At 65.1% G+C, this 23,531-nt stretch carries 24 protein-coding genes; 5 read left to right on the forward strand and 19 right to left on the reverse strand.

Annotated elements, in window-relative coordinates; genetic code table 11:
- Window positions 1-53: 53 nt before the first annotated feature.
- The 10 genes from serA to AB7290_RS36885 all read right to left on the reverse strand — a co-directional run bounded on the left by serA (window position 54) and on the right by AB7290_RS36885 (window position 9,978).
- Window positions 54-1,643: a phosphoglycerate dehydrogenase gene (serA, locus tag AB7290_RS36840; protein WP_085399315.1), complete on the reverse strand. Its 1,590-nt coding sequence runs from the start codon at window positions 1,641-1,643 to the stop codon at window positions 54-56.
- Window positions 1,644-1,881: 238 nt separating this feature from the next.
- Window positions 1,882-3,054, reverse strand: coding sequence for a phosphoserine transaminase (locus AB7290_RS36845; protein WP_085399314.1), 1,173 nt, complete (start codon window positions 3,052-3,054; stop codon window positions 1,882-1,884).
- A gap of 79 nt (window positions 3,055-3,133) precedes the next feature.
- The gene (locus AB7290_RS36850) at window positions 3,134-3,325 is read right to left on the reverse strand and encodes a hypothetical protein (protein ID WP_014492058.1); all 192 of its coding nucleotides are present in this window, start codon (window positions 3,323-3,325) and stop codon (window positions 3,134-3,136) included.
- A gap of 173 nt (window positions 3,326-3,498) precedes the next feature.
- Window positions 3,499-3,963, reverse strand: coding sequence for a GNAT family N-acetyltransferase (locus AB7290_RS36855; protein ID WP_085399313.1), 465 nt, complete (start codon window positions 3,961-3,963; stop codon window positions 3,499-3,501).
- A 30-nt stretch (window positions 3,964-3,993) separates the two neighbouring features.
- The gene (locus AB7290_RS36860; RefSeq protein ID WP_085399312.1) at window positions 3,994-4,584 is read right to left on the reverse strand and encodes a glutathione S-transferase family protein; all 591 of its coding nucleotides are present in this window, start codon (window positions 4,582-4,584) and stop codon (window positions 3,994-3,996) included.
- A gap of 72 nt (window positions 4,585-4,656) precedes the next feature.
- Window positions 4,657-5,466: an outer membrane protein gene (locus AB7290_RS36865; RefSeq protein ID WP_193560917.1), complete on the reverse strand. Its 810-nt coding sequence runs from the start codon at window positions 5,464-5,466 to the stop codon at window positions 4,657-4,659.
- Between the two features lie 168 nt (window positions 5,467-5,634).
- The gene (locus AB7290_RS36870; protein WP_028151808.1) at window positions 5,635-6,471 is read right to left on the reverse strand and encodes an outer membrane protein; all 837 of its coding nucleotides are present in this window, start codon (window positions 6,469-6,471) and stop codon (window positions 5,635-5,637) included.
- A gap of 229 nt (window positions 6,472-6,700) precedes the next feature.
- Window positions 6,701-7,951, reverse strand: coding sequence for an MFS transporter (locus AB7290_RS36875; protein ID WP_063985527.1), 1,251 nt, complete (start codon window positions 7,949-7,951; stop codon window positions 6,701-6,703).
- A gap of 297 nt (window positions 7,952-8,248) precedes the next feature.
- Window positions 8,249-9,592, reverse strand: a complete 1,344-nt coding sequence (glmM, locus tag AB7290_RS36880; protein WP_063985528.1) for a phosphoglucosamine mutase — start codon at window positions 9,590-9,592, stop codon at window positions 8,249-8,251.
- A gap of 218 nt (window positions 9,593-9,810) precedes the next feature.
- Complete coding sequence (locus tag AB7290_RS36885; RefSeq protein WP_166103414.1) at window positions 9,811-9,978, reverse strand: hypothetical protein; 168 nt, start codon at window positions 9,976-9,978, stop codon at window positions 9,811-9,813.
- A gap of 119 nt (window positions 9,979-10,097) precedes the next feature.
- On the opposite strand from AB7290_RS36885, the gene AB7290_RS36890 reads away from it, so the two are divergent.
- Window positions 10,098-11,234, forward strand: coding sequence for an alpha-hydroxy acid oxidase (locus tag AB7290_RS36890; protein ID WP_014492050.1), 1,137 nt, complete (start codon window positions 10,098-10,100; stop codon window positions 11,232-11,234).
- 125 nt (window positions 11,235-11,359) lie between these two features.
- Here the strand turns inward: AB7290_RS36890 and AB7290_RS36895 are convergent, their stop codons facing one another.
- The 9 genes from AB7290_RS36895 to AB7290_RS36935 all read right to left on the reverse strand — a co-directional run bounded on the left by AB7290_RS36895 (window position 11,360) and on the right by AB7290_RS36935 (window position 20,783).
- A complete protein-coding gene (locus tag AB7290_RS36895; protein ID WP_085399319.1) occupies window positions 11,360-11,980 on the reverse strand; it encodes a hypothetical protein in 621 nt (206 codons plus the stop codon).
- Between the two features lie 14 nt (window positions 11,981-11,994).
- Window positions 11,995-12,621 (reverse strand): hypothetical protein, encoded by a 627-nt coding sequence (locus tag AB7290_RS36900; protein WP_085399311.1) that lies wholly within the window; start codon window positions 12,619-12,621, stop codon window positions 11,995-11,997.
- A 67-nt stretch (window positions 12,622-12,688) separates the two neighbouring features.
- A complete protein-coding gene (locus tag AB7290_RS36905; protein WP_085399310.1) occupies window positions 12,689-13,528 on the reverse strand; it encodes a shikimate dehydrogenase in 840 nt (279 codons plus the stop codon).
- Between the two features lie 53 nt (window positions 13,529-13,581).
- The gene (locus AB7290_RS36910) at window positions 13,582-14,226 is read right to left on the reverse strand and encodes a YoaK family protein (protein WP_085399309.1); all 645 of its coding nucleotides are present in this window, start codon (window positions 14,224-14,226) and stop codon (window positions 13,582-13,584) included.
- Window positions 14,227-14,292: 66 nt separating this feature from the next.
- Complete coding sequence (locus AB7290_RS36915; protein ID WP_085399308.1) at window positions 14,293-16,047, reverse strand: SulP family inorganic anion transporter; 1,755 nt, start codon at window positions 16,045-16,047, stop codon at window positions 14,293-14,295.
- A 96-nt stretch (window positions 16,048-16,143) separates the two neighbouring features.
- Window positions 16,144-16,416 carry a helix-turn-helix domain-containing protein gene (locus AB7290_RS36920; protein WP_014492044.1) on the reverse strand — a complete coding sequence of 91 codons (273 nt, stop codon included), beginning with the start codon at window positions 16,414-16,416 and terminating at the stop codon, window positions 16,144-16,146.
- A gap of 307 nt (window positions 16,417-16,723) precedes the next feature.
- The gene (locus AB7290_RS36925) at window positions 16,724-18,772 is read right to left on the reverse strand and encodes an elongation factor G (RefSeq protein WP_085399307.1); all 2,049 of its coding nucleotides are present in this window, start codon (window positions 18,770-18,772) and stop codon (window positions 16,724-16,726) included.
- 153 nt (window positions 18,773-18,925) lie between these two features.
- Entirely contained in the window at window positions 18,926-19,408 is a 483-nt protein-coding gene (locus AB7290_RS36930) for a DUF992 domain-containing protein (RefSeq protein WP_085399306.1), read from the reverse strand.
- Between the two features lie 172 nt (window positions 19,409-19,580).
- Entirely contained in the window at window positions 19,581-20,783 is a 1,203-nt protein-coding gene (locus tag AB7290_RS36935; RefSeq protein WP_039157959.1) for a pyridoxal phosphate-dependent aminotransferase, read from the reverse strand.
- 561 nt (window positions 20,784-21,344) lie between these two features.
- On the opposite strand from AB7290_RS36935, the gene AB7290_RS36940 reads away from it, so the two are divergent.
- From AB7290_RS36940 to AB7290_RS36955, 4 genes are all read left to right on the forward strand, one after another.
- Window positions 21,345-21,995 carry a glutathione S-transferase family protein gene (locus AB7290_RS36940; protein ID WP_071909583.1) on the forward strand — a complete coding sequence of 217 codons (651 nt, stop codon included), beginning with the start codon at window positions 21,345-21,347 and terminating at the stop codon, window positions 21,993-21,995.
- A 152-nt stretch (window positions 21,996-22,147) separates the two neighbouring features.
- Window positions 22,148-22,324: a hypothetical protein gene (locus AB7290_RS36945; RefSeq protein WP_167768215.1), complete on the forward strand. Its 177-nt coding sequence runs from the start codon at window positions 22,148-22,150 to the stop codon at window positions 22,322-22,324.
- 85 nt (window positions 22,325-22,409) lie between these two features.
- Window positions 22,410-22,556: a hypothetical protein gene (locus tag AB7290_RS36950; protein ID WP_162137015.1), complete on the forward strand. Its 147-nt coding sequence runs from the start codon at window positions 22,410-22,412 to the stop codon at window positions 22,554-22,556.
- Window positions 22,557-22,684: 128 nt separating this feature from the next.
- Window positions 22,685-23,497 (forward strand): PAS-domain containing protein, encoded by an 813-nt coding sequence (locus AB7290_RS36955; RefSeq protein WP_085399305.1) that lies wholly within the window; start codon window positions 22,685-22,687, stop codon window positions 23,495-23,497.
- The last annotated feature ends 34 nt before the right edge of the window (window positions 23,498-23,531 follow it).

A 23,531-nucleotide genomic window follows, 5' to 3' on the forward strand; every position in this document is an offset into this window, starting at 1 on the left:
TGTTCCGCAGGTCGGAATATATGACGGCCGTCATTCCGTGGCGCGCGAGCGCCTCAGAACGTCAGTGCCTTGACCTGCTTGACCTGCGGCAGGGCCTGCACCTTGGCGAGCAGATCGGGCGGCACGACGCCGTCGACCTCGATCAGCGCGATGGCATCGGAGCCCGGCGCGACGCGGCCGAGATGGAAGGTTGCGATGTTGATCTTGGCGTCGCCGAGGAGGCTCGCGAACTTGCCGATGAAGCCCGGCTTGTCCTCGTTGGTCACGTAGATCATCGACTTGCCGAACTCGGCGTCGACGCGGATGCCCTTGACGTCGACGAGGCGCGGCTTGCCGTCATGATACACGGTGCCGGAGACCGAGCGCTCTTGGCGCTCCGTTGCCACCGTGACGGTAATCAGGCTCTCATAGTCGCTCTGGGCGGCGCGCACGATCTCGTCCACCACCATGCCGCGCTCCTTGGCGACGACGGGGGCCGACACCACGTTGACCTCGCCGAGCATCGGCCGCAGCAGGCCCGACAGCACGGCCGAGGTGATCGCCTTGATCTTCATCTCGGCGACGTGGCCCTCATAGGTGATCTGCACCTTGAGGATGCCGGATTCGGTGAGCTGGCCGGCGAACGAGCCGAGCTTCTCGGCGAGCGAGATGAACGGCTTCAGCTTCGGCGCCTCTTCCGCCGTGATCGACGGGAAGTTGACGGCGTTCGAGATCGCGCCGGTGAGCAGGTAATCCGACATCTGCTCGGCGACCTGGAGCGCGACGTTCTCCTGCGCTTCCGTGGTGGAGGCGCCGAGATGCGGCGTGCAGATCACGTTGGGATGGCCGAACAGCACGTTCGCGTTGGCGGGCTCCTCGACGAAGACGTCGAAGGCGGCGCCCGCGATGTGCTTGGAATTGAGCGCATCGACCACCGCCTGCTCGTCGACGAGGCCGCCGCGGGCACAGTTGATCAGGCGCACGCCCTTCTTCATCTTGGCGATCGCGGATGCGTCGATGATGTTCTTGGTCTTCTCGGTGAGCGGGGTGTGCAGCGTGATGAAATCGGCGCGCTTCAAGAGATCGTCGAGCTCGACCTTCTCGACACCGATGTCCTTGGCGCGCTCCGGCGACAGGAACGGATCGAAGGCGACGACCTTCATGCGGAGGCCGAGCGCGCGGTCGGCGACGATCGAGCCGATGTTGCCGCAACCGACGACGCCGAGCACCTTGCCGGTGATCTCGACGCCCATGAAGCGGTTCTTCTCCCACTTGCCGGCCTGGGTCGAAGCGTCGGCCTGCGGGATCTCGCGGGCGAGCGCCAGCATCAGCGTGATGGCGTGCTCGGCGGTCGTGATCGAATTGCCGAACGGCGTGTTCATCACGATGATGCCCTTGGCCGTGGCGGCGGGAATCTCGACATTGTCGACGCCGATGCCGGCGCGGCCGATCACCTTGAGGTTGGTCGCCTTCTCCAGGATTTTTGCGGTCGCCTTGGTCGCGGAGCGGATCGCGAGACCGTCGTAATTGCCGATGATCTCGGCAAGCTTGTCCTTGTCCTTGCCGAGATTGGGCTGGAAGTCGACCTCGACGCCGCGATCCCTAAAGATCTGCACGGCAGCGGGAGAGAGCGCGTCGGAAATGAGAACTTTGGGTTTGGTCATGGGGATGATCCTTCGCCTTCCCTAACGGGAGGATCGGCCTGCGACGGCCGGAATTGAGTGAAGAAGCTTTGTCTTCCCGCTCTCCCCGTTCTTACGGGGAGAGGGTTGGGGTGAGCGGCAGCCACAGGCGAAGGTGCAAGCGGAGAGAGCTCCTCACCCGGACTGCTGCTGGACGATGGTTCGCATCGCCAGGCGCGATCCGACCTCTCCCCGCAAGAACGGGGAGAGGTGAAAAAAACTAAGCCGCCTTGGCGAGCTGCGCCTTGGTCTCGGCAAACGCCCAGTCGATCCACTGCGTGAGCAGCTCGACGTCCTTCGCCTCGACGGTGGCGCCGCACCAGATGCGCAGGCCGGCCGGTGCATCGCGGTAGTAGGCGAAGTCGTAGCCCGCGCCTTCCTTCTCGACCAGCGCGACCAGCTTCTTGGAGAAGTCGGCCTGCGCGTCCTCGGAGAGCGAGGTGATCGCGGGATCGGTGAACTTCAGGCACACCGAGGTGTTGGAGCGGATGGCGGCGTCCTTGGCCAGGAAGTCGATCCAGGGCGTCTTCGCCTTCCAGTCGGCCAGCACCTTGGTGTTGGCATCGGCGCGCGCGATCAGCGCCTTCAGGCCGCCGATCGACTTGGCCCAGTTCAGCGCATCGAGATAGTCCTCGACGCACAGCATCGACGGCGTGTTGATGGTCTCGCCGACGAAGATGCCTTCGTTGATCTTGCCGCCCTTGGTCATGCGGAAGATTTTTGGCAGCGGCCAGGCCGGCTTGTAGGTCTCGAGCCGCTCCACTGCGCGGGGCGACAGGATCAGCATGCCGTGCGCGGCTTCACCGCCGAGCGCCTTCTGCCAGGAGAAGGTGACGACATCGAGCTTGGCCCAGTCGAGCGGCTGCGCAAACGCGGCCGAGGTCGCGTCGCAAATGGTCAGGCCTTCGCGGGTCGCGCTGATCCAGTTGGCGTTCGGCACGCGTACGCCGGAGGTGGTGCCGTTCCAGGTGAAGACGACGTCGCTGTTGGGATCGACCTTCGAGAGATCGGGGATCTCACCGTAAGCAGCGTTGAGCTTGGTGACGTCCTTAAGCTTCAATTCCTTGACGATGTCGCTGACCCAACCTTCGCCGAAGGATTCCCAGGCGAGCGTGGTGACGGGCCGTGCACCGAGCAGCGACCACAGCGCCATCTCGACCGCGCCGGTGTCGGAGGCCGGCACGATGCCGATGCGATAATCGGCGGGCACTTCAAGCACTTCGCGCGTCAGATCGATCGCGAGCTTGAGCTTGGTCTTGCCGACCTTCGCGCGATGCGAGCGGCCGAGCGCTGCGTCCTTGAGATTTTGGGCGTTCCAGCCGGGGCGCTTGGCGCAGGGGCCGGAGGAGAAATGCGGCACGTTCGGCCGCGAAGCGGGCTTCGCTACAGTCATGATCTACCCTTCCAGATAGTAAGCCTCCCGTTGGGGGGAGGTGTCCCGCCGCGGCTGATACGGGAAACGGGAAGAGTCGTCAAGGAAGTTCCGGCGTCTCACGCTGGAGTGAAGGCGCTTCCGGCGCAATCTTGGGGGATTCCACCACGGCAAGCGCGTTCAGCAAGTCCGTGGCATCGCTGATCAATTGCGCTGCACGACGGCGGCTGCCGACTTTCAAAATGCATTTGTCATTGGCCTGCACGACGTAATCGTTGCCGACCTTGATCATGGAATAGCTTGTCATCGAAATCCCCGAACCGACCGAGCCCGGTGTCTGACGCTGCCGTAGCACCGTTCGTTCCCGGCTCAACGTGAACGACGGCTGGGTAGTTTACCGGCTCTTAATATGAACGAATGCGCGATCCGAATTTGCTGATCGCGCAAGGCTCGCGACGAGCTGCGTCAAAAGCGGACAGTCATGCCGACGTGACTCGCAGCGAACCCGAGCCGCTTGTAGAAGCGCTGCGCATCTGTTCGCGTCTGATGCGTCAGCAGTTCGACCAGATTGCAGCCGCGCGCTTTCGCTTCCGCGACCGCCCATTGCACCAGCTGCTCGCCGATGCCGCGGCTGCGACAATCGGAAGCAACGCGGACATCTTCGAGCAGACCGCGGATGCCGCCTTGCGTGCTGATGCCCGGCAAGATCGCGAGCTGCAGGCAGCCGACCACCCTGCCCTCGCTCTCTGCCACCACGAGCGTGAGATTTTGATCGCGCGCGACCTGCTCGAACGCCTGGTAATAGGACTCAGGCAAGGGATCCTCGACGCGCTCGCGGGCACGCCCGAGATGATCGTCGGCAAGCATGGCGACGATCGCCGCAACGTCCTCGCGGCGCGCGGGACGGATGGAGACGGACTTCTCGTTCATGTCGGGAAACTCCAAGAATCAGCGCGACTCTCAGCGCGCCGGTGGAAGGCCGAGCCAGGCTTCGGCCTCGCCGATCCAGCGGCGGATGGCGGCATGGCGGCCGAGATCGAAGCCACCTTCATGCGCGAGGCGGGTATAGGCGAGCAGCGAGACGTCGGCGAGCGAAATCAGGTCGCCGGCGAGGAAGCGGCTCGCCGCAAGATGCTGCTCCATGCGGTCGAGCGCCGCATAGCCGCGCTTGACCTTGTCAGGATCGAGCTCGGACGCATCCTTGCCGAGATAGACCAGCTGGAAGCGGCACACCGCGATATAGGGCTCGTGGCTGTACTGTTCCCAGAACAGCCATTCGTCCATCTTGGCCGCAGTGAAGGCATCGCGCGGAACGAGCGCGCTGTCGCGGGCGAGATAGCGGATGATGGCATTGGACTGCGCCAGCGTGCGGCCGTCGTCGAGTTCGACGGTCGGCACCTGGCCGGCGCCGTTCATTTTAAGGAATTGCGGCGTGCGCGTCTCGCCCTTGCGGGTGTCGATCTCGATCCATTGGTAAGGCAGCGCGAGCTTGTCGCAGACCCACTTCACCTTGAGGCAATTGCCGGAATTCGTGTCGCCGTAGATCTTCATCGCCGTCGCCCCGTTTTGGAGCGACAGAGCATCAGGACTGACCGGGCCTGTCAATTGCCCCGGCGCACAAGATCAGAACTTGTAGCCGAGGCCCGCGCGAACGGTGTTGATGTTGGTGTCCACTTGGGCGGCGAAGCGGATATATTCCCACTCGGCGCGCATGAAGAGACCGCCCACGAGATTGATGTCCACGCCGAGACCGGCGCTGTAGCCGTAGATCAGATGGTTGTGCTGCACGTCGGTCGAGGAGATCGGCCCCTGCAGAACGCCGGCCGGGGTCACGAAATCCTGCGCACTCACAGACCGCGTGATGTCGGCATTTCCGAGCGCGAGTCCGGCGAACATGTAGGGCAGGAAGCATCCCCACGCATAACCGGCCCTGCCGCGGAATGTTGCCATATCCTTGATCGCGATCGAAGACGTCGAGCTCGCCGTGACCGAGTGCACGTTACCGTCGGACAATTGGTTGCTGCGGGCTTCGCTGGCCGTGGCCGATCCGCCGAAGGAGCCGTGGAGGTAGCTTGCTTCCAGGCTGAGGACGACATCGTCCCACTGGGCATTGTAGCCGGCGAAGAAGCCGTATCCGGTGGTGCGGCGGGAGGCCTTGCCGAGGCCCAGATTCCACTGCGAGACACCCATTTCCGACTCGATCAACGTGTCGGCCAGCAGCGCCGCCATCATGTTGTTGGTCGAACCGTTGAAGTTCTCGTCGGAGGCCCCGTAACCGGCCTGGGCGCCGACGTAGCCGCCCTCCCAATTCGGCCGCGAGTTGGTCAGGCCGTCGGTGAACGAGCCGCGCAGGATGGGCAGATCCGGCATGTCGGCCGCTTGCGCGGCAGACGCCGTCCCCAACATCGCCGCCGCCAACATCAGCCTACGCATTGCAACGCTCCATCGAACTCGAACTTTCACTCGTGATCATGGCTCGTTAACCTTAACCAATGGTTGCGTCTGACGTTTTCGTCGCCGCCCGCCATGAAAAATATGCAAAGCAAAACGGCGCGGGATGATCCCGCGCCGTTAAGAGACGTTAAGCGATGGAGCTGACGATCAGCCCTTGGTGACGAGCGGCGGCGGCATGTAGGCCGGCGGGCTGCTCAGATCCCAACGCACGCCGAGCTTCACGTCATGCGAGGTGATGTCCTTGACCTTGATCGTCGACGGGCCCGAGATGCTGTTGTCGTAGGCGCGGAAGTTGCCGGGATTGGCGTCGCCGAGATCCATGTAGCTGTAGGCGAGTTCGACGGTGAGGCCGGGGCTGACCTTGTAGGCGAGACCGGCATGGGCGGCCCAGGCGAAATTCCACTTACCGTTGTCGGCGAAGTAGGTCACGCTGTTGGAGAGCCCGCCGGGATTGATCCGGGTGCCGTCGTCACGGAAGCCGCTGAGCTTGTTGTAGGAACCGCCGACACCGGCGCCGATGAAGGGGGTGATGCACCACCAGGTGCCGAGATCGACATAGGCGTTGGCCATGACGACCCACTCGGACTTGCTGCCGGAGTAGTTGTTGGCTTCGAAGTCGGTCGCGCTGAGCGTGACATTGTCCGAACCGTGCAGATTGGCCTTGCCGCGATACTGGCCGATCACGTCGGTGCGGAACCAGTTGTTGAAGCGATAACCAACGCCGAGGTCGAACAGCGGCGAGCTGTCGAAGCCGAGGCCCACGGTCTGGGTCGGGAACGTCTGCGCGGTCGCGCTGTCGATCCGCTTGGCGCTCTGGTTGGTCATGCCGATGTCGCCGCGGAGATACCAGCCGCCGAAGTCGGCGGGCGGAGCCGGCGGCGCGTACATGGGAGGCGGAGCGGCGATCGGCATATCGGCGGCGAACGCCATCGACGAGATGAGGGTCGCCGCACCTGCGGCAAGGAGAGACTTAACGCTACGCATTTGGCTTCGTCCTTATGGCCGGTGAGGCAAAATGCTGACGCCCCACGTTCTGGAAACTCACGGGAGGACGATGGCACCAAATGTTTAAGCGCCACTTAACCCTAATTTTTAAGGTTGATTTTTTCTCACCACTCGCGCGCATGCAGCAGAAGCGTTGCAAAAATGCGGCGCCCCGGCGCCCCCAATTGCTAACGATTGATGAAGCCGCAATGCAGCGAGACAGGATTTGTTAACGCAGGTGCCGCGGCAGCTTGGGCAGGAACACCGCAAGCAGGCCGATCGCCGGCAGCCAGGCACAGACCTGGTAGACGAACTCGATCGAGGTGTGATCGGCGAGCTTGCCGAGCACGGCGGCACCCAAGCCGCCGATGCCGAAGGCAACACCGAAGAACACGCCCGAGATCATGCCGAAGCGGTGCGGCACCAGCTCCTGTGCGAACACGATGATCGACGACGTCGTCGAGGAGATGATCAGGCCGATGATCACCGACAGCACCGCGCTCGCATAGAGCCCGGCATAAGGCAGCGCCAGCGTGAACGGCAGCGCGCCGAGGATCGAGATCCAGATCACGATCTTGCGGCCGAAGCGATCGCCCAGCGGACCGCCGAAGAACGCGCCGACCGCATTCGCGGCGAGGAAGATGAAGAGATAGATCTGCGCCGCCTGCGTCGACACGCCGAAGCGGTCGATCAGATAGAAGATGTAGTAGCTCGACAGGCTCGAGACGTAGAGCTGCTTCGAGAACAAGAGCGCCACCAGCACGGCAAGCGCGACCGCGACGCGGCGCGAGCTCGGCGCGTCGGGATGGGCCTGAACCGTCGCCGTCTTCTTCGCCTTGATCTGCGGCTCGTACCAGCGGCCGATGCGCCAGAGGATGAGGATCGCGAGGAACGCGATCGAGGAGAACCATGCGATGCTGCCCTGCCCGAACGGCACCACGATCAGCGCCGCCAGCACCGGTCCCATCGACGTGCCGAAGCTGCCGCCGAGCTGGAACACCGATTGCGCAAAACCGTAGCGACCGCCGGAGGCGAGCCGCGCGATGCGCGCGGATTCAGGATGAAACACCGCCGAGCCGAGGCCGACCAGCGCGGCAGCAATCAGGATGACGAGATATTGGTGCGCGGCGCTGAGCAGCAGCAGGCCGAAGAAGGTCGAGGCCATGCCGATCGACAGCGAATAGGGCTGCGCCTTCTTGTCGGTGTAGTGCCCGACCACCGGCTGGAGCAGCGAGGCCGTGAACTGGAAGGCCAGCGTGATCATGCCGATCTGCGCGAAGTCGAGCGCGTAGGTGTCCTTCAGGATCGGATACACCGAGGCGATCAGCGATTGCATGGTGTCGTTGAGGAAGTGCGAGAAGCTGATGCCGGCAAGCACGACATAGGCCGGCCCGGCGGCAGCCCGGGCGGCGGGCGCCACGTCGCTGACGACGACCGGTTCGGTCAGCGTTTCCTCGGAGACGACGACAGGCTTGTTCAATGGAGCATCCCGGCGGGCACGGCAGATTGCCGCACCGCCTAACTACGATGCTCTCTGCAGTCGAACCACCGCCAATCGTCGATGGCTGGAATGCACGTGCCGGTTTCACTGCGAGGCGACACGCCCCGCTTGGTTCGAGACGCCCGCCGTTGGCGGGCTCCTCACCATCAGGGTCCGGGGATTTCGTAGCCCGGATGGAGCGAAGCGTAATCCGGGACGTCTATGTCCGCGGGCGCGATCCCCGGATTTCGCTGCGCTCCATCCGGGCTACGATCGTGCTTCGCGTAGCGATGCGCCTCAGGCCGCCGCCTGTCCGAGCGCGGAGACGATGGTGTCGACGACGTCCTCGACCAGCAGGCGGTCCTCGCCCTCGCCCATGACGCGGATCACGGGCTCGGTGCCGGACGAGCGGATCAGAAGGCGGCCGTGGCCGTTGAGCCGCTTCTCGCCGTCGGAGATCGCCGATTTGACGTCGGAATCCTCGAGCGGCTTGCCGCTCTTGTAGCGGACGTTCTTCAGGATCTGCGGCAGCGGGTCGAAACGGTGGCAGACCTCCGACACCGGCCGGCGCAGCTTCTGCACCACGGCCAGCACCTGCAGCGCCGCAACGAAGCCGTCGCCGGTGGTGGCATAGTCGGACAGGATGATGTGGCCGGACTGCTCGCCGCCGAGATTGTAGCCGCCTTTCAGCATCTGCTCGAGCACGTAGCGGTCGCCGACCGGCGTGCGCACGAGATCGAGCCCCTGCCCCTTGAGGAAGCGTTCGAGGCCGAGATTGGACATCACGGTGGCGACGATGCCCGGCCGCGACAGCCGGCCGTCTTCCTTCCAGCTCTGCGCGATCACCGCGAGCAGCTGGTCGCCGTCGACGGTGTGGCCGCGCTCGTCGACCAGGATGACGCGATCGGCGTCGCCATCGAGCGCGATGCCGATGTCGGCGCGCATCTCGCGCACCTTCTTCGACAGCGTTTCCGGCGAGGTCGAGCCGCATTCCTTGTTGATGTTGAAACCGTCGGGCTCGACGCCGATCGGCACGACGTCGGCGCCCAATTCCCACAGCGCTTCCGGCACCACCCTGTAAGCGGCGCCGTTGGCGCAATCGACCACGACGCGCAGGCCGTCGAGCGAGAGATCGCGCGGCAGCGTGCGCTTGGCGAATTCGATGTAGCGGTCATGCACGCCGTCGATACGGCGGGCGCGGCCGAGGCTCGCGCTCTGAGCGAGCCGCTTGTCGAGGGATTCGTCGAGCAGCTGCTCGATCTGCTTCTCGACGTCGTCGGAGAGCTTGAAGCCCTGCGGGCCGAACAGCTTGATGCCGTTGTCCTCGAACAGATTGTGCGAGGCCGAGATCATCACGCCGAGATCGGCGCGCATCGACTTGGTCAGCATCGCCACCGCCGGCGTCGGCATCGGGCCGACCAGCAGCACGTCCATGCCGACCGAGGTAAAACCCGCGACCATCGCATATTCGATCATGTAGCCGGACAGACGCGTGTCCTTGCCGATCACGACCCGGTGGCGATGGTCACCACGCTGAAACGCAAGGCCTGCGGCCTGGCCGACCTTGAGCGCGAGCTCCGGCGTGATCAGTCCGTTGGCGCGGCCCCGGATCCCGTCCGTCCCGAAATATTTGCGGCTCATATCGTCCCCCACGCAACAACCAGGGACCCCTCTACAACTACGGGATGCCCGAAAGGGACCCGCATCCCTGATTTGCTGAGACGTTATAATGCCTTCGCGGCCAACTTGGCTTCAAAAAATGTGATTAATCATTACGGGACCAGGCCCAAGGCGCCCCGGTAACTTATTGTTAGCACTATATTTCCGGCCGACAGGGCGGAACGGAGCGGAACCCGCCCCTAGTCGGAGCGCTTCACATGGCCGTCCTGGCGGCTCGGCGCCGGCTGGGTGACGTTGACGGGATCGGACCCCGGGAAGGTCTCTTCCAGACCCTCCTCCAGCGCGTCGTCGAGATCCTGCTTCTCCTTGATCTCTTCCGGTGTCGGCTGGCCGCGCGGTTTGCTCATGGCGCCCTCCTCCCAAACGATTTGGCTGTGCATCCAACCATGCTAGATGACCCCTCGATCTTCCGATGCAAGACTTCTGAAGCAAGACTTCTGATGCAAGACGGGCCGGGGAAACGTTCATGAAGCACATCACCTGTATCGACGATCTTCGCACGCTGCATCAGCGCCGCGTGCCGAAGGCGTTCTTCGACTATTGCGACCGCGGCTCCTATGCCGAGGAAACGCTGCGCGCCAACCGCGAGGACATGCAGGCGATCAAGTTCCGCCAGCGCGTCCTTGTCGACGTCTCCAGGCGCGACACCTCGACCATGATCCTCGGCGAGTCCTCGACCATGCCGTTGATATTGGCGCCCGTCGGCCTCCTGGGCATGCAGCATGGCGACGGCGAGATTCACGCCTGCCGCGCCGCGCAGGCCGCCGGCATCCCGTTCACGCAGTCGACGATGTCGATCTGCTCGATCGAGGACATCGCCGCCAATGTCGAGAAGCCGTTCTGGTTCCAGCTCTACGTGATGAAGGACCGCGGCTTCATCAAGGAATTGATCCAGCGCGCGATGGCGGCGAAATGCAGCGCGCTCGTGCTGACCGTCGATCTCCAGGTGATCGGCCAGCGCCACCAGGACATCAAGAACGGCATGACGGTGCCGCCGGAATGGTCGCTGTCGAAGCTGATCGATTTCGCCACCAAGCCGGCCTGGGTGTCGGGCGTGCTGCAGGGCAAGCGCCGCACCTTCGGCAATCTCGCCGGTCATCTGAAGGTCAGCGACGACATCACCTCGCTGTCGACCTGGATCAACTCGCAGTTCGACACCTCGCTGAACTGGAACGACATCGAGTGGATCCGCAGCATCTGGCCGGGCAAGCTGATCCTGAAGGGCATCCTCGACGTCGAGGACGCCGAGCTCGCTGCGAAGACGGGCGCCCAGGCGCTGGTCGTCTCCAACCATGGCGGCCGTCAGCTCGACGGCGCACCGTCCTCGATCGAGGCGCTGCCGGAGATCGTCGACGCAGTCGGCTCGCAGATGGAGATCATGTTCGACGGCGGTGTCCGCTCCGGCCAGGACGTGATGCGCGCGCTCGCGCTCGGCGCAAAGTCCTGCATGATCGGCCGCGCCTACGCCCATGGCCTCGGTGCCGGCGGCCAGGCCGGCGTCGCCAAGGCGATCGACATCATCCAGAAGGAGCTGCTCACGACCATGGGCCTGTGCGGCGTCAACAGGATCGACGAGATCGACGATCACATCATTGCGGTGTGAGGCGTAGCGGCAGCGCCGTAGGGTGGGCAAAGCGAAGCGTGCCCACCAATTTCGCGAAACGCGGGAAAGTGGTGGGCACGGCGCAAGTGCGCCTTTGCCCACCCTACGAGTTCAGCGCTAGTCCCTCACATCGGCGGCGTAATCCCGTCGCGACCGACATTGACCCGGTTGGCCTCGAGCGAGCCGTCCTCCTTCTTCGCCGCGCCGAAGATGATCAGCTTGGCGCCGGGCTTGATCTCGGATTTGTCGCTGGCGACAAAGGTGACGATCGGCGTATCCGGCGGCACCACCACTTTCTTCTCGCCGTCCTTGTACTTGACGGTGATGTTCTGGCCGTCGGTGCCTTCCACCGTCTGCGCCACGGTCGCGTTGGTCATGGTCGAGTTGGCGCGCGCATCCCAGGGACGAAAACCTTCGGCCGCGCCGCGCTGGTTCTCGGGGAAGATGTGCACCGCGATCGCCTTCTGCGTGCCGTCGGGCTGGGGCATGCCGGTGACGCCGATATAGGAGCCTTCCTTGATCTCCGACAGTGAGGTCTTCACCACGGCGAAGACCGCGACGTTGTCGGTCATGCGCACCTTGACGTCGCTGCCTTCGCGCGTCTTGATGCCGAGGGTGTTGCCGTCGACGCTCTCGATGGTGCCGCGGATGCGGACCGTCGGCGACTGCTGCGCCGAGGCGGAGAACATGGAAGCGACGGCGAACGCCGCTACGAACAGGCGCGGCATCCAGCTTGATTTCGACATGTTGCGATTCTCCTTCACATCGGCGGTGTCAGGCCGTCGAGGCCGACACTGACGCGGTTGGTTTCAAACGAGCCGTCCGGCAGCTGCTTCATGAAGGCGACGACTTTTGCCCCGGCCTTCAGCTCGGATTTGTCGCCGGGCACGAAGGTCACGACCGGCGTGTTGTCGGCCACGAACACCTTCTTCTCGCCGTCCTTGTATTTCACCAGCAGCGTATGGCCGTCATTGCCGACCACGCTCTCCGACACCGTGGCGTTGGTCATGGTGGAGTTCGGCTTGAGGTCATAGGGCCGCGAGCCCTCGCCGGTGCCGCGCATGCTCTCCGGAAACACGTGGACCTCGACCGCGTTCTGGCCGCCGTCCGGACCCGGCACCGTGGTGGCGCCGACGAAGGAGCCGACCTTGATGTCGGCGAGTGAAATTTTGGTAACGCCCGACACATTCACGTCAGAGGCGATGCGAAGCTTGACGTCCTCGCCGCTGCGCGACTTGACCTGCATGGTGTCGCCATTGACGCTCTCGATCGTGCCGCGCACGCGCGTCGGCACCGGCGCCCTCTGCGCGACGGCATAGAGGGTGGAAGCGGCCACCATCGCGACGGCGATGAGCGGACGTGTGAAAGTTGCACGTTGAACAGGCATGACGGTCTCCGGATTGTCCCCACGGGGATAGAACTCCGGAGGTGGGGTGCTATTCGCCGTTACCCTTTCAAGTCTTTGTGAGATCGGCCTCGACCAGTGCACGCAGCTCGGCCGTGACAGCAGGCCTTTGGCCGAACCACAGCTCGAAGCCGCGCACCGCCTGATGCAGGAGCATGCCGAGACCGTCGGCGGTGTTCAGGCCGCGCGCCTTCGCAGCCGCCAGCAGCGGCGTCACCAGGGGAACATAGACGAGGTCGGCGACGACCGCCCCGTCCGGCAGGCGCGCCACGTCGACATCGAGTGAAGGCTGGCCGTGCATGCCGAGCGAGGTCGTGTTGACGAGAAGTCTTGCGCGCGGCAGCACGTCGTTGATGCCGTCCCAGGGAATCGGATGCACGTTCGGCCCGAATTGCTTTGCCAGCGTCTCGGCGCGCGCGACGGTGCGGTTGGCGAGGTGGATGCGCTTGATGCCGCGTTCGAGCAGGCCGAACACGACCGCGCGCGAGGAACCGCCGGCCCCGAGCACCAATGCCTCTTCCGCGCTGTCCCAACCGGCCGCTCCGGCATCGAGATTGCCGATGAAGCCTTCGACATCGGTATTGGTCGAGCGCAGCTCGCCGTCGGCAAACCAAAGCGTGTTCGCAGCGCCGACGGCCCTGGCACGCGCATCGGGCGTGGACAGCGCCAGCACGTCTTCCTTGTGCGGGATGGTGACGTTGGCGCCGACGAAGCCGCGCAGCGACAGCCGCAGCACGAAGTCGCGCAGATCCTCGGGCGGGACCGCCTCGATGACGTAGCCTCCCTCGATCCCGAGCGTGCGCAGCCAGTAACGATGGATCAGCGGCGAGCGCGAATGCGCGGCCGGCCATCCGATCAAACAGGCTGCGGGAGTCCTGAGCGCGGTCATCTGTCCCTCGGGTCGTGTTCGAGGCCGATCCATTTCGCGTCCCGCCGGCTCTGTCAAGCGCGCGGCCGCCGCATCGCCGCGGCCGCGATCGCAGCCAAAGCCAGCGCCGCGGCGGCGGCGAACCAGATCGCGGCGAGGTTGATCCAGGCATAGCCGAGCGCGCCGCTCGCCGAGCCCGCAACGAGCGCCGCCCACAACAGCAGGTTCGGCGCCCAATTCCAGCGCGGCCCGCCGGTGAGGCTTACCGCGAGGAACTGGCCGACCTTGACCAGCGCGCCCGTGACGTAGGTGAGGCCGAGGCCCGCGCCGCCGTCGATCTGGAACACGGCGTTCTCCAGGCCCATCGCGAGCACGATGGCCGCGATCGCGAGGTTCGACAGGCCGTAGGCATGGCAAAGTCCGGCACCCGCAAGCAGCCCGGTTTCAATGAGGAGCAGCCAGGGCTGCCGCTCGGCCCCGCCGCCGAGCACGACGAGGCTGCCGGCCGCAGCTCCGGCCACGAACAGCGCGATCAGGCCCAGGGCGCTGGCGGCCTGCCACCACTGCGCTTCGGCAAGGCTGACGCCGAGACGCGTGGAGTTGCCGCTCATGAACGAGACGAACAGGCCGCCGAGATGCAGGAAGCCGATGCCGTCGACATAGCCCGCCAGCATGCTGAGCGTGCAGGCCAGCGCAATATTGCGACGCGAATCCAGCATTCCCTGCACCACCGCCGTGACGCGGCAGTCTCGATCAAATCGGCCGGCTTGAGAAGTGCGCTGCCGTCAGGTCGCGGCCGCGTCATCGGCCACGGGCCGCGCCGCGCCTCCCTTGATGTCGGCGACGGCACGCGCGATCGTCGCGCGATAGCGCGCACGCGGCGGCGTCACGCCGTGGGTGAGCAGCGCGCGGCGAACCGCGGGCGACGCCCCCGTGATGAACAGCCGGATGCCGTGGCGGTGCGCCTTGACGGCGACGCGACCGAGCACGTTGGCGGCCGTCGAATCCAGGAACGGCACCGCGGCGAAATCGACCACAAGACCCTTGCGCTGGTCGGCGATGCCGTCGAGCACGTTTCCGATTGCCGAGGCGGCACCGAAGAAGAACGCGCCGGTGATGCGGTAGACCAGCACGTCGCGATCGATGGCGAGCGCGGGATCGTAAGGCACGCGCTCGCCATTGCCGTCATCGGGACGATCGGCGGCCACCAGCGGGGAGCGCTCCTCGATGCCCGTCATCTCCGCCATGCGGTGGATGAACAGCACCGCGCCGAGCGCGAACCCGACCAGGATGCCTTCGGTCAGGTCGCGGAAGATGGTGAGCAGGAAGGTCGCAAGCAGTACGACGGCATCGCCCCAGGATGAGCGCAAGAGCGTTGCGAATTCGTGCTTCTCCGCCATGGTCCAGGCGACGACGACGAGCACGGCGGCCAGCGCGGCCAGCGGGATGTAGCTCGCGAGCGGCGCTGCGATCAGCATGAACAGCAGCAGGAAGACCGAATGCAGCATGCCCGCGAGCGGCCCGCGTCCGCCGGCGCGGATGTTGGTGGCGGTGCGCGCGATCAGGCCGGTGACGCAGATGCCGCCGAACAACGCCGAGCCGATGTTGGCCGCGCCTTGCGCCACCAGCTCGCAATTGGAGCGGTGGCGGCGACCGGTCATGCCGTCGGCCACCACCGCCGACAGCAGCGATTCGATGGCGGCGAGCAGCGCGAACGAGATCGCATCCGGCAGCACGGCCATCGCCTTCGCAAACGAGAACGCCGGCAGAGCCGGCGACGGCAATTCGCGCGGAATGCCGCCGAACCGGCTGCCGATGGTTTCGACCGGCAGCGACAGCACGGCAGTCGCGACCGCCGCGAGCACGACCGCGATCAGGATGCCGGGCCAGGACGGCCGCCAGCGCCGCAGGCCGGCGATGACGGCAATGCTGACGATCGCGACCGCGACGGCGGAGGGATTGATCGTGTGCAGGCCTGCGGCGAGCGCAACGAGTTTCGGCACGAATTCGCTGGGCTCTTTCCCGGCCAGCGTGATCCCGCCGAGATCGCGGAGCTGGCTGGCGAAGATGATCACGGCGATGCCCGCGGTGAAGCCGACCGTGACGGGGTAGGGAATGAACTTGATGTAGGTGCCGATCCGCAACAGGCCCGCGGCGATCAGGACCATGCCCGCCATCAGGGTGGCGAGGATGACGCCGTCGACGCCGTGCCGCTCCGCGGTGACCGCGACCAGCACGATGAAGGCGCCGGCGGGCCCGCCGATCTGGAAGCGACTGCCGCCGAGCAGCGACACGATGAAGCCACCGACGACAGCGGTGTAGAGCCCGCGGTCCGGCGTCACGCCCGAGGCGATTGCGATCGCCATCGACAGCGGCAGCGCGACGATGGCAACCGTCAGGCCCGCGAACACATCGGCGCGGAGATCCGCGAGGCCGTAGCCTTCGCGCCAGACGGTGACGAGCTTGGGGAGATAGAGTTCGGCAAAGGTCGGTCGACGCAGCTGATGCAGCTTGCCTGCGTGTTCGCCAGTGATGCTCATGTCCGCAGAGTGCTCCGCTGCCCACAATGCTCCGGTGCATCGTGCAGCGCGCGCGTGCGACGATGCGCTAGCTCATCCCGAGCACGATCAACGCGATCATGCTCCCACGCGGCGCGGCGGTCCCGGCTCCTTCAGGCGAACGCCCCGCCCGCCGCTGTCGCTGCGGGCCTGCTCGCCGATCAGCTCGACGCCGGCCCGGTCGAACGCCTCGACCACCTTGATCAAGGTCTCGACCACTCCGCGCACATTGCCGGTGCTGGCCTCCATCCGCTGGATGGTCGGCAGCGAAACGCCGGCGAGCTCGGCCAGGGCTTTCTGGTCAATGCCAAGCAGCGCGCGGGCTGCCCGCATCTGGAACGACGTGATCACCGTGGCCTCACGTATCAGAGTTTATAAGTGATATCTGGAGCATGTACAATGATGTAAAATACATCATTGCAAGGCGAACGCAAGGGAGTTTGCCGTACGACCCGTCCGTCTCCACCGTCATTGCGAGGAGCGAAGCGACGAAGCAATCCAGAATCCCTCCGCGGAAAGACTCTGGATTGCTTCGCTGCGCTCGCAATGACGGAGAGGAGGAGGCTGTGTGAGTCCAGTTTTCACGGTGCGCGCGGAAACAGCCCCTCTCCCCGTAAAGAACGGGGAGAGGGAGTGAGAGAGCCGTGCTTCCCTTACATCACGCCGCGTGCTGATGCGCGGCGATGATCTGGTCGGCGGCGCGGCCGGTCACCTCGGCCATGTGGTCGAACTGACGGGTGAAGCTGCCGGCTCCAGCCGTGGCCGAACGCAGCTCGACGATCAGCTCGCCGATCTCCGCTTCTGGCATCATGGCGCGGACGCAGTCCCATCCGCTCCAGCCGTCACGGGTGTCGAAGCCGAGGATCTGGCCGCGCCGCGCCGACAGGATCGCGTTGATCTTGGCGGTGGCGTCGGTCGGGCAGACGATCTCGACCACGTGGATCGGCTCCAGCAGCACCGACTGGCATTGCGGCAGGCCTTCGTTGAGTCCGACCCGCGCCGCCGTCCGGAAGGCGAGGTCGGAGGAGTCGACGCTGTGATAGGAGCCGTCGGTCAGCGTCACCTGCAGATCGGTGACGGGGAAACCGAGTGGGCCGCGTGTGAGCCCGTCGACAACACCCTCTTCCACCGCGCCGATATAGTTGCGCGGCACCGCGCCGCCGACCACCTTCTCGGTGAACTTGAAGCCCTCGCCGCGCGGCAGCGGCTTGATGTCGAGCACGACATCGCCGAACTGACCGTGACCGCCGGACTGCTTCTTGTGGCGGCCGCGCTGAACGATCGGCTTGCGGATGGTCTCCTGGTAGCCGATCGCGGGTGGATGCGAGGTGATCTTGACGCCGAAGCGGTCGCGCAGCCGCTCGCTCGCCACGCGCAGATGCATTTCGCCCTGGCCCCACAGCACGGTGTCGTGGGTCTGGGCGTTCATCACGACGCCGAGCGAAGGATCCTCCTCATGCAGCCGGGCAAGGGCCTGGCCGAGCTTGACGTCGTCCTTGCGATCGGTAGCGGCGACCGAGATCGCGAGCACCGGCGGCGTCGGCTCCGGGGCGAACAGCGCAGCCGGCGGGGACTTGCCGCTCGAGACCGTGTCGCCGGTCTTGATCGGGTCGACCTTGGCGAGCGCAACCGTGTCGCCGGCTTCGGCCGCGGCACGCTTGGTATCGTAGGCGCCGTTGACGGCGAGGATGCCGGAGATGCGACCGCTCCCGCCGGAGGCGGATTGCAGCGTGGCTCCGTCGTCGAGATGGCCGGCGAGCAATCGCGTCAGCGACAGCTTTCCGCCGTGCTGCGAATGCAGCGTCTTGAAGACGTAGCCGAGCGCCTCCTTGCTGGCCGGCACACCGAGACGCTTTGCAGTCTCCTCGATGCCGGGCGCCTCGTGGCGCAGGGCCTTCATCAGGCGCAGCACGCCGTTTTCGCGCGCGGCGGCACCCAGCAGCACGGGGCAGATCTGCCCCTCGCGCAATTCGCGGGCGAGATCGTCGAACACCGCATCGCGCGGGGGCTGGATGTCCTCGAGCAGTTGCTCCATCAGCGCGTCGTCGTGATCGGCGAGCTTCTCCAGCATCGAGAAGCGGGCCTCCTTCTCACGATCGAGATCTCCGCCTTCGAGCGCGACCACCTCGGAGGCCTTGTGCTCGCGGTAGACGAACGCACGTTCCAGCGCGAGATCGACGAAGCCCTCGATCAGCTCACCCTTCCAGATCGGGATCTGGCGCAGCACCAGCGGTACGCGCGAGGCGGGCTGGAGTGTCGCCAGCGTCTCGCGGATGCGCTTGTTGGCGCGGTCGATCTTGTTGAGGAACAGGAAACGCGGGATCTTCAGCTCCTCAAGCTCGCGCAGGATGATCTGAAGCTGCGGCAGCTTCTTCTCGTCGGCCTCGCAGACCACGACCGCGGCGTCGACAGCGGGAAGCGCTGCGCGCATGTCGTGGGCGAACTCAACGGAACCGGGACAATCGAGGAAGGTGTAGCTGTCGCCCATGAAACTCGTGGTGGCGGCAGTCAGGCCGACGGTCATCTTGTGATGACGGGCCTCCGGGAAGGCGTCGCCGACGGATGTTCCGGCGTCGACGCTGCCGGCGCGGGGGATTGCGCCCGTTCGCGCCAGTATTGCTTCGAGAAGTGTGGTTTTACCGCTTTGGAATGGGCCCACCAGTGCGATGCACCGTGGACCTCGGGGACTTCTGACGTCTTGTCCCATTCGCCGCCTCCTTGGTGTGGAGCTCGGCCCATGATTGGGTCGGCAAACGCCGATGCTCTGCCCGTCCCCGAGATTTGGCAAGCATCAAAAATCGCTGCGGTGCGTCGTTGCCGAGATCGCGTCGGACCGACGCGATCTGCACACGCGAAATTGTCAACGACCCGGACGGAGTTCCAGACTCTCGAGGCCGGCGGCGACGTTGAGGCCGACCTGGCCCTGTACGCTGAGCGGCTGGAGCGCGATCGAATTGTTGGAGCCACCGACCAGCGCGTTGCCACCGATACCGACGCCGACTGAGGCGCTGCCCTGCGCGCCGGCATAGTTGCCCGAGAGATCACCGGGGCCGAGCCGATCGACCGGCGCGAACACGCCCCATGCAAGCGTGGTCTCCTGGGTGATGCCGATGTCGAGGCCCACTTTACGGATGGTCGCGACGTAGCGATCCTCCGGCAAACCGTCGGCACGCAGGACGCAGCCGAGATGGGTCACCGATCCCACGATGAAGCCGACGCTGGCGCCGCCGCGGCATTCGAGCACGCCGACCCGGACCATCCGCTGCTGCTGCGCGCTGCTGTTTGCGACGGAGGCAACGAGGCTGGCCGCGGCGAGCCCGGCGAGGATGAACGAACGGCGCATGAATATCTCCGGCGATGAATGTGATGCGAGCAGAGAGAGCGCCCCACCCGTGTTGCGCGATGGTCTATGCCACAACAGCCGTGGTGGTGCCAGATCACGCGTGACGATAAGCGTGCAAACAATAAAAAGGCCCGCCGGAGGCGGGCCTTTTCGATAGGTATTCGCGACAGGCTCAGCGGAGATTACCGCAGAAGCGCTGGATGCGCTTGCAGGCGTCTTCGAGATCCGAGGTCTTGGTCGCGTAGGAGATGCGGAACGCCGGGCCGAGGCCGAAGGCCGAACCCTGCACCACGGCGACGCCTTCGGTCTCCAGCAACTCGGTCACGAAGGTCTCGTCATTGTCGATCACCTTGCCCGACGGTGCGGTCTTGCCGATGGTGCCGGCGCAGGAGGGATAGACGTAGAACGCGCCTTCGGGACGCGGGCACTCGATGCCCTTGGCCTGGTTGAGCATGGAGACCACGAGGTCGCGGCGCTCCTTGAACACCTTGTTGTTGGCGGGGATGAAGTCCTGCGGACCGTTCAGCGCTTCCACCGCGGCCCATTGTGCGATCGACGACGGGTTCGAGGTCGACTGCGACTGGATCGTCGACATCGCCTTGATCAGCTGCGCCGGACCGCCGGCGTAACCGATGCGCCAGCCGGTCATGCAATAGGCCTTCGACACGCCGTTCACGGTGAGCGTGCGGTCGTAGAGTTTCGGCTCGACCTGCGCGACCGTGGTGAACTGGAAGTCGTCATAGACGAGGTGCTCGTACATGTCGTCGGTCATCACCCACACATGCGGATGCCTGACCAGCACGTCGGTGAGCGCCTTCAGCTCGGTCCTGGTGTAGGCCGCGCCGGTCGGGTTCGACGGCGAGCACAGGATCACCCATTTGGTCTTCGGCGTGATCGCGCGCTCGAGCGCCTCGGCCTGCAGCTTGAAGCCGGTCGCGGCGGTGCAGACCACCGGCACCGGCTCGCCGCCGGCGAGCGCCACCATCTCGGGATAGCTGACCCAGTACGGCGCGGGGATGATCACCTCGTCGCCCGGATTGATGGTCGCCATCAGCGCGTTGTACAGCACCTGCTTGCCGCCGGTGCCGACGATGATCTGGTTCGGCTTGTAGGCCACGCCGTTCTCGCGCTGAAACTTGCCGATGATGGCTTCCTTCAGCTCGGGAATGCCGTCGACGGCGGTGTACTTGGTCTTGCCGGCTTCGATGGCATGGATCGCAGCCAGCTTGATGTTGGCGGGCGTGTCGAAGTCGGGCTCGCCGGCGCCGAGGCCGATGACGTTGCGGCCCGCCGCTTTCAGCGCACGTGCTTTATCCGTGACCGCGATGGTCGCGGACGGCTTCACACGGTCGAGCGCAGCGGCAAGGAAGGACATCGTCATCTCCTGACAAGCGTCGTGAACCCTTTGGCCTCACGACTCCGATTGTGGGAATGAGCCACCCTAAAACGTGTGCCGCTGCGCTGCAAGAAACTTCGGTCCGATCTCGAAAAAGTTTACGGATCTGGAGCGTTTCAAGGCGCGATTTCCCGCAATTTTCCGTAACTTTGCCGCCGGAATCCCTCATATCCGGCAAGGCCTGTCCTCGGAGCAATTTTGCGCGTTGCGCGCCGCCATGAAGCTGACGGCAGTCTGACGCTCGACAGGACGCTTGAGACAACCTTTGAGCGATTTGCTTTGAAAGACTTTGGCCGTCAGCGGCCGAGGCGATCACGATCGTTCAACCGTCCCGCACGAACGTGCGGCCGCGCGCTAACGCAAGCGTGATCTGATTTGCAGCGTCGCACGAAAATGATCTTTCGCGGCATTGCGGTGCGGTAGGGTTTTCGAGTTTTTCTATGGCGCGGGTCTTGCGGCGGATTCGCAACGGCATCATTGTTTAGCCGCGGTGCGGGGCAACGAACACCGCGCCTTCCCGTCCTCGGAACGAACTCCAGAATGTACAAGCTCTATTCGATGCAACGCTCCGGCAACAGCTACAAGGTCCGCCTTGCGCTGGCCCTGTTGAGCGTGCCTTACGAAGCAGTCGAGGTGGACATTCTGCGCGGCGAGAGTCGCACGCCCGACTTTCTGACCAAGAACCCGTCGGGACAGGTGCCGCTGCTCGAGGTCGGCGACGACCGCTATCTCGCCGAGTCCAACGCCATCCTCTGGTACGTCGCGGTCGGCACGCCGCTTGCGCCCGAGAACCGCATTGACCGCGCCGAGGCGCTGCAATGGATGTTCTTCGAGCAGCACGCGCTCGAGCCGAACATCGGCGCCGCCTATTTCTGGCTGTCGCTGGTCAAGGGCGGCCGCGATCTCCAGACCCACTCCCTGGAAGACTGGATGGAGCGCGGCTATGGCGCGCTCCAGGTGATGGAGAACCACCTCAAGACCAACGCCTATTTCGCCGCCCGCCAGCTCACGGTCGCCGACATCGCGCTCTACGGCTACACCCACCTCGCCGAGCGCTGCGACTACGACCTCTCGACCTTCCCGGCGATCCGGGACTGGCTGAAGCGCGTGGAAGCTGCACCCGGCTTCGTGGCGATGGACTGGCGGCCCGCCGACGTCGACGACCCCGCCAGTATCGCGGCGGGCGCCTGACGGCGCGCTGGCTCCGGGAATAGCGGGCATAAGGACAGCCTATGCCGCATTCTCGCCATTTTCGACGCTATGGCCGCCCCAATATTGCCGGTTGAAACGGGGAAATTGTTCGAGTCGCGGGTGATTCGCTCGCACGTTGAAGGATTTAGACCATGATTCGGGCGTCCGGCACGGCAGGCTTTCGGGGCCAAACCGCTACCGTTTCGTCTTCCCGGCTGACCAACGCGGTCGTGGCCTCGCTCGCCGTCGCCGCGCTCTCGCTGTGCCTGATCGTCACCCTGACTGTGCTGTCGACCAAGGCGACCATGGCGATGGGTCTGCCGGTCTGATCCCCGTTTCATCCCGGACCCGCCTTCAAGGTGCCACGCGGCCCGCGCCGACCGGCATCGCGACAGGACACCGATGAAATCGCCTGTGGTAGTCGTTGCAATCACCCTGACTGCGGCCATCCTGGTCGCGGCATCGCTGTTGATTTTCACCGGCGTGCGCAAGAGCTCGGGGACGTCGACGCTGAATGCGCCGGCGCAGCAGCAGCGCCTCAGGCACGCGCATTTGGCCTAAAATCATCCGAAAGCTTTGCCCTTGCCGGCAAGTGCTCCTTAAGCGCACCGCATGAAATCGCATCGCATGGGCGCAACGATCGGCCAGTGTTGCGGCCTTACCTCGTTCGGGAGGAGCGAGACTGGCCCATGCGGTTCGGATGGCGTGCGATCTCCGGTCCGGCGCTGACAGCGGCAATTGCGCTGCTGGCGATCCTGCTCGATCGCTATATCCATGTTCCCTCGCCTGCGCCCCTGTTCGTCTGCATCGTGGCGCTCGCCGGCTCACTGTCGGGTCTCGCTTCCGCCATGACCAGCGCCGCCGTCGCGGTGATCGGCGCGGCGTTGTTCTTTCTGGCCCATCGGGCCCTGCCGGGCTATGCGGCGGCGGATCTGGTCCGGCTCGGCCTCCTCGCCGTGACGACTGCCGGCACGGCCGCAATCACCGGCCTGATGCGCGAGCGGCTGCTCGGCACATTCGCCGCCGAGCGCCAGAGCCACGCCACCGCCGCGCGGCTGTCGGCCGCGCTCGACCAGGTCGATATCGGCATCGTGCTGCTCGACGCCGAAACGCGTGCCGAATTCATCAACCGCGCATTTCGCGACTATTTTGCGCTGCCGGACGAAGTGGCCGACGGCAAGCCGCCCTTCATTGCGCTGATGTATCACGGTCGCGACACCGGCGCGTTCGAGCTGCCCGAGGATGAGCTCGGCACCTTCATCGCGCAGCGGATGCAAATGGTGCGGATCGGCGATGCCACGCCGATCAACATCGCCTTGCGCAATGGCGAGGTGCTGCGCTTCGTCTGCGCCGTCCTGCCCGATGGCGGGCGCATGCTGGGCTACACGCCCGTGACCGACCTCGTGCGCCACACCGACCCGCCCGCGCGCGCCGAGTACTACCGCTCGCTGCGCGATCCCGCGGGCCGCAGGCTGATGCGGTACTTGCGCGTCGCGGAGTGATGCGACGGCGCGATTGATCGGCAGTGCGATCATC

It is taken from the genome of Bradyrhizobium sp. 613_E4_N2_2, assembly GCF_052075995.1.
GTDB classification, from domain to species: Bacteria; Pseudomonadota; Alphaproteobacteria; order Rhizobiales; family Xanthobacteraceae; genus Bradyrhizobium; species Bradyrhizobium barranii.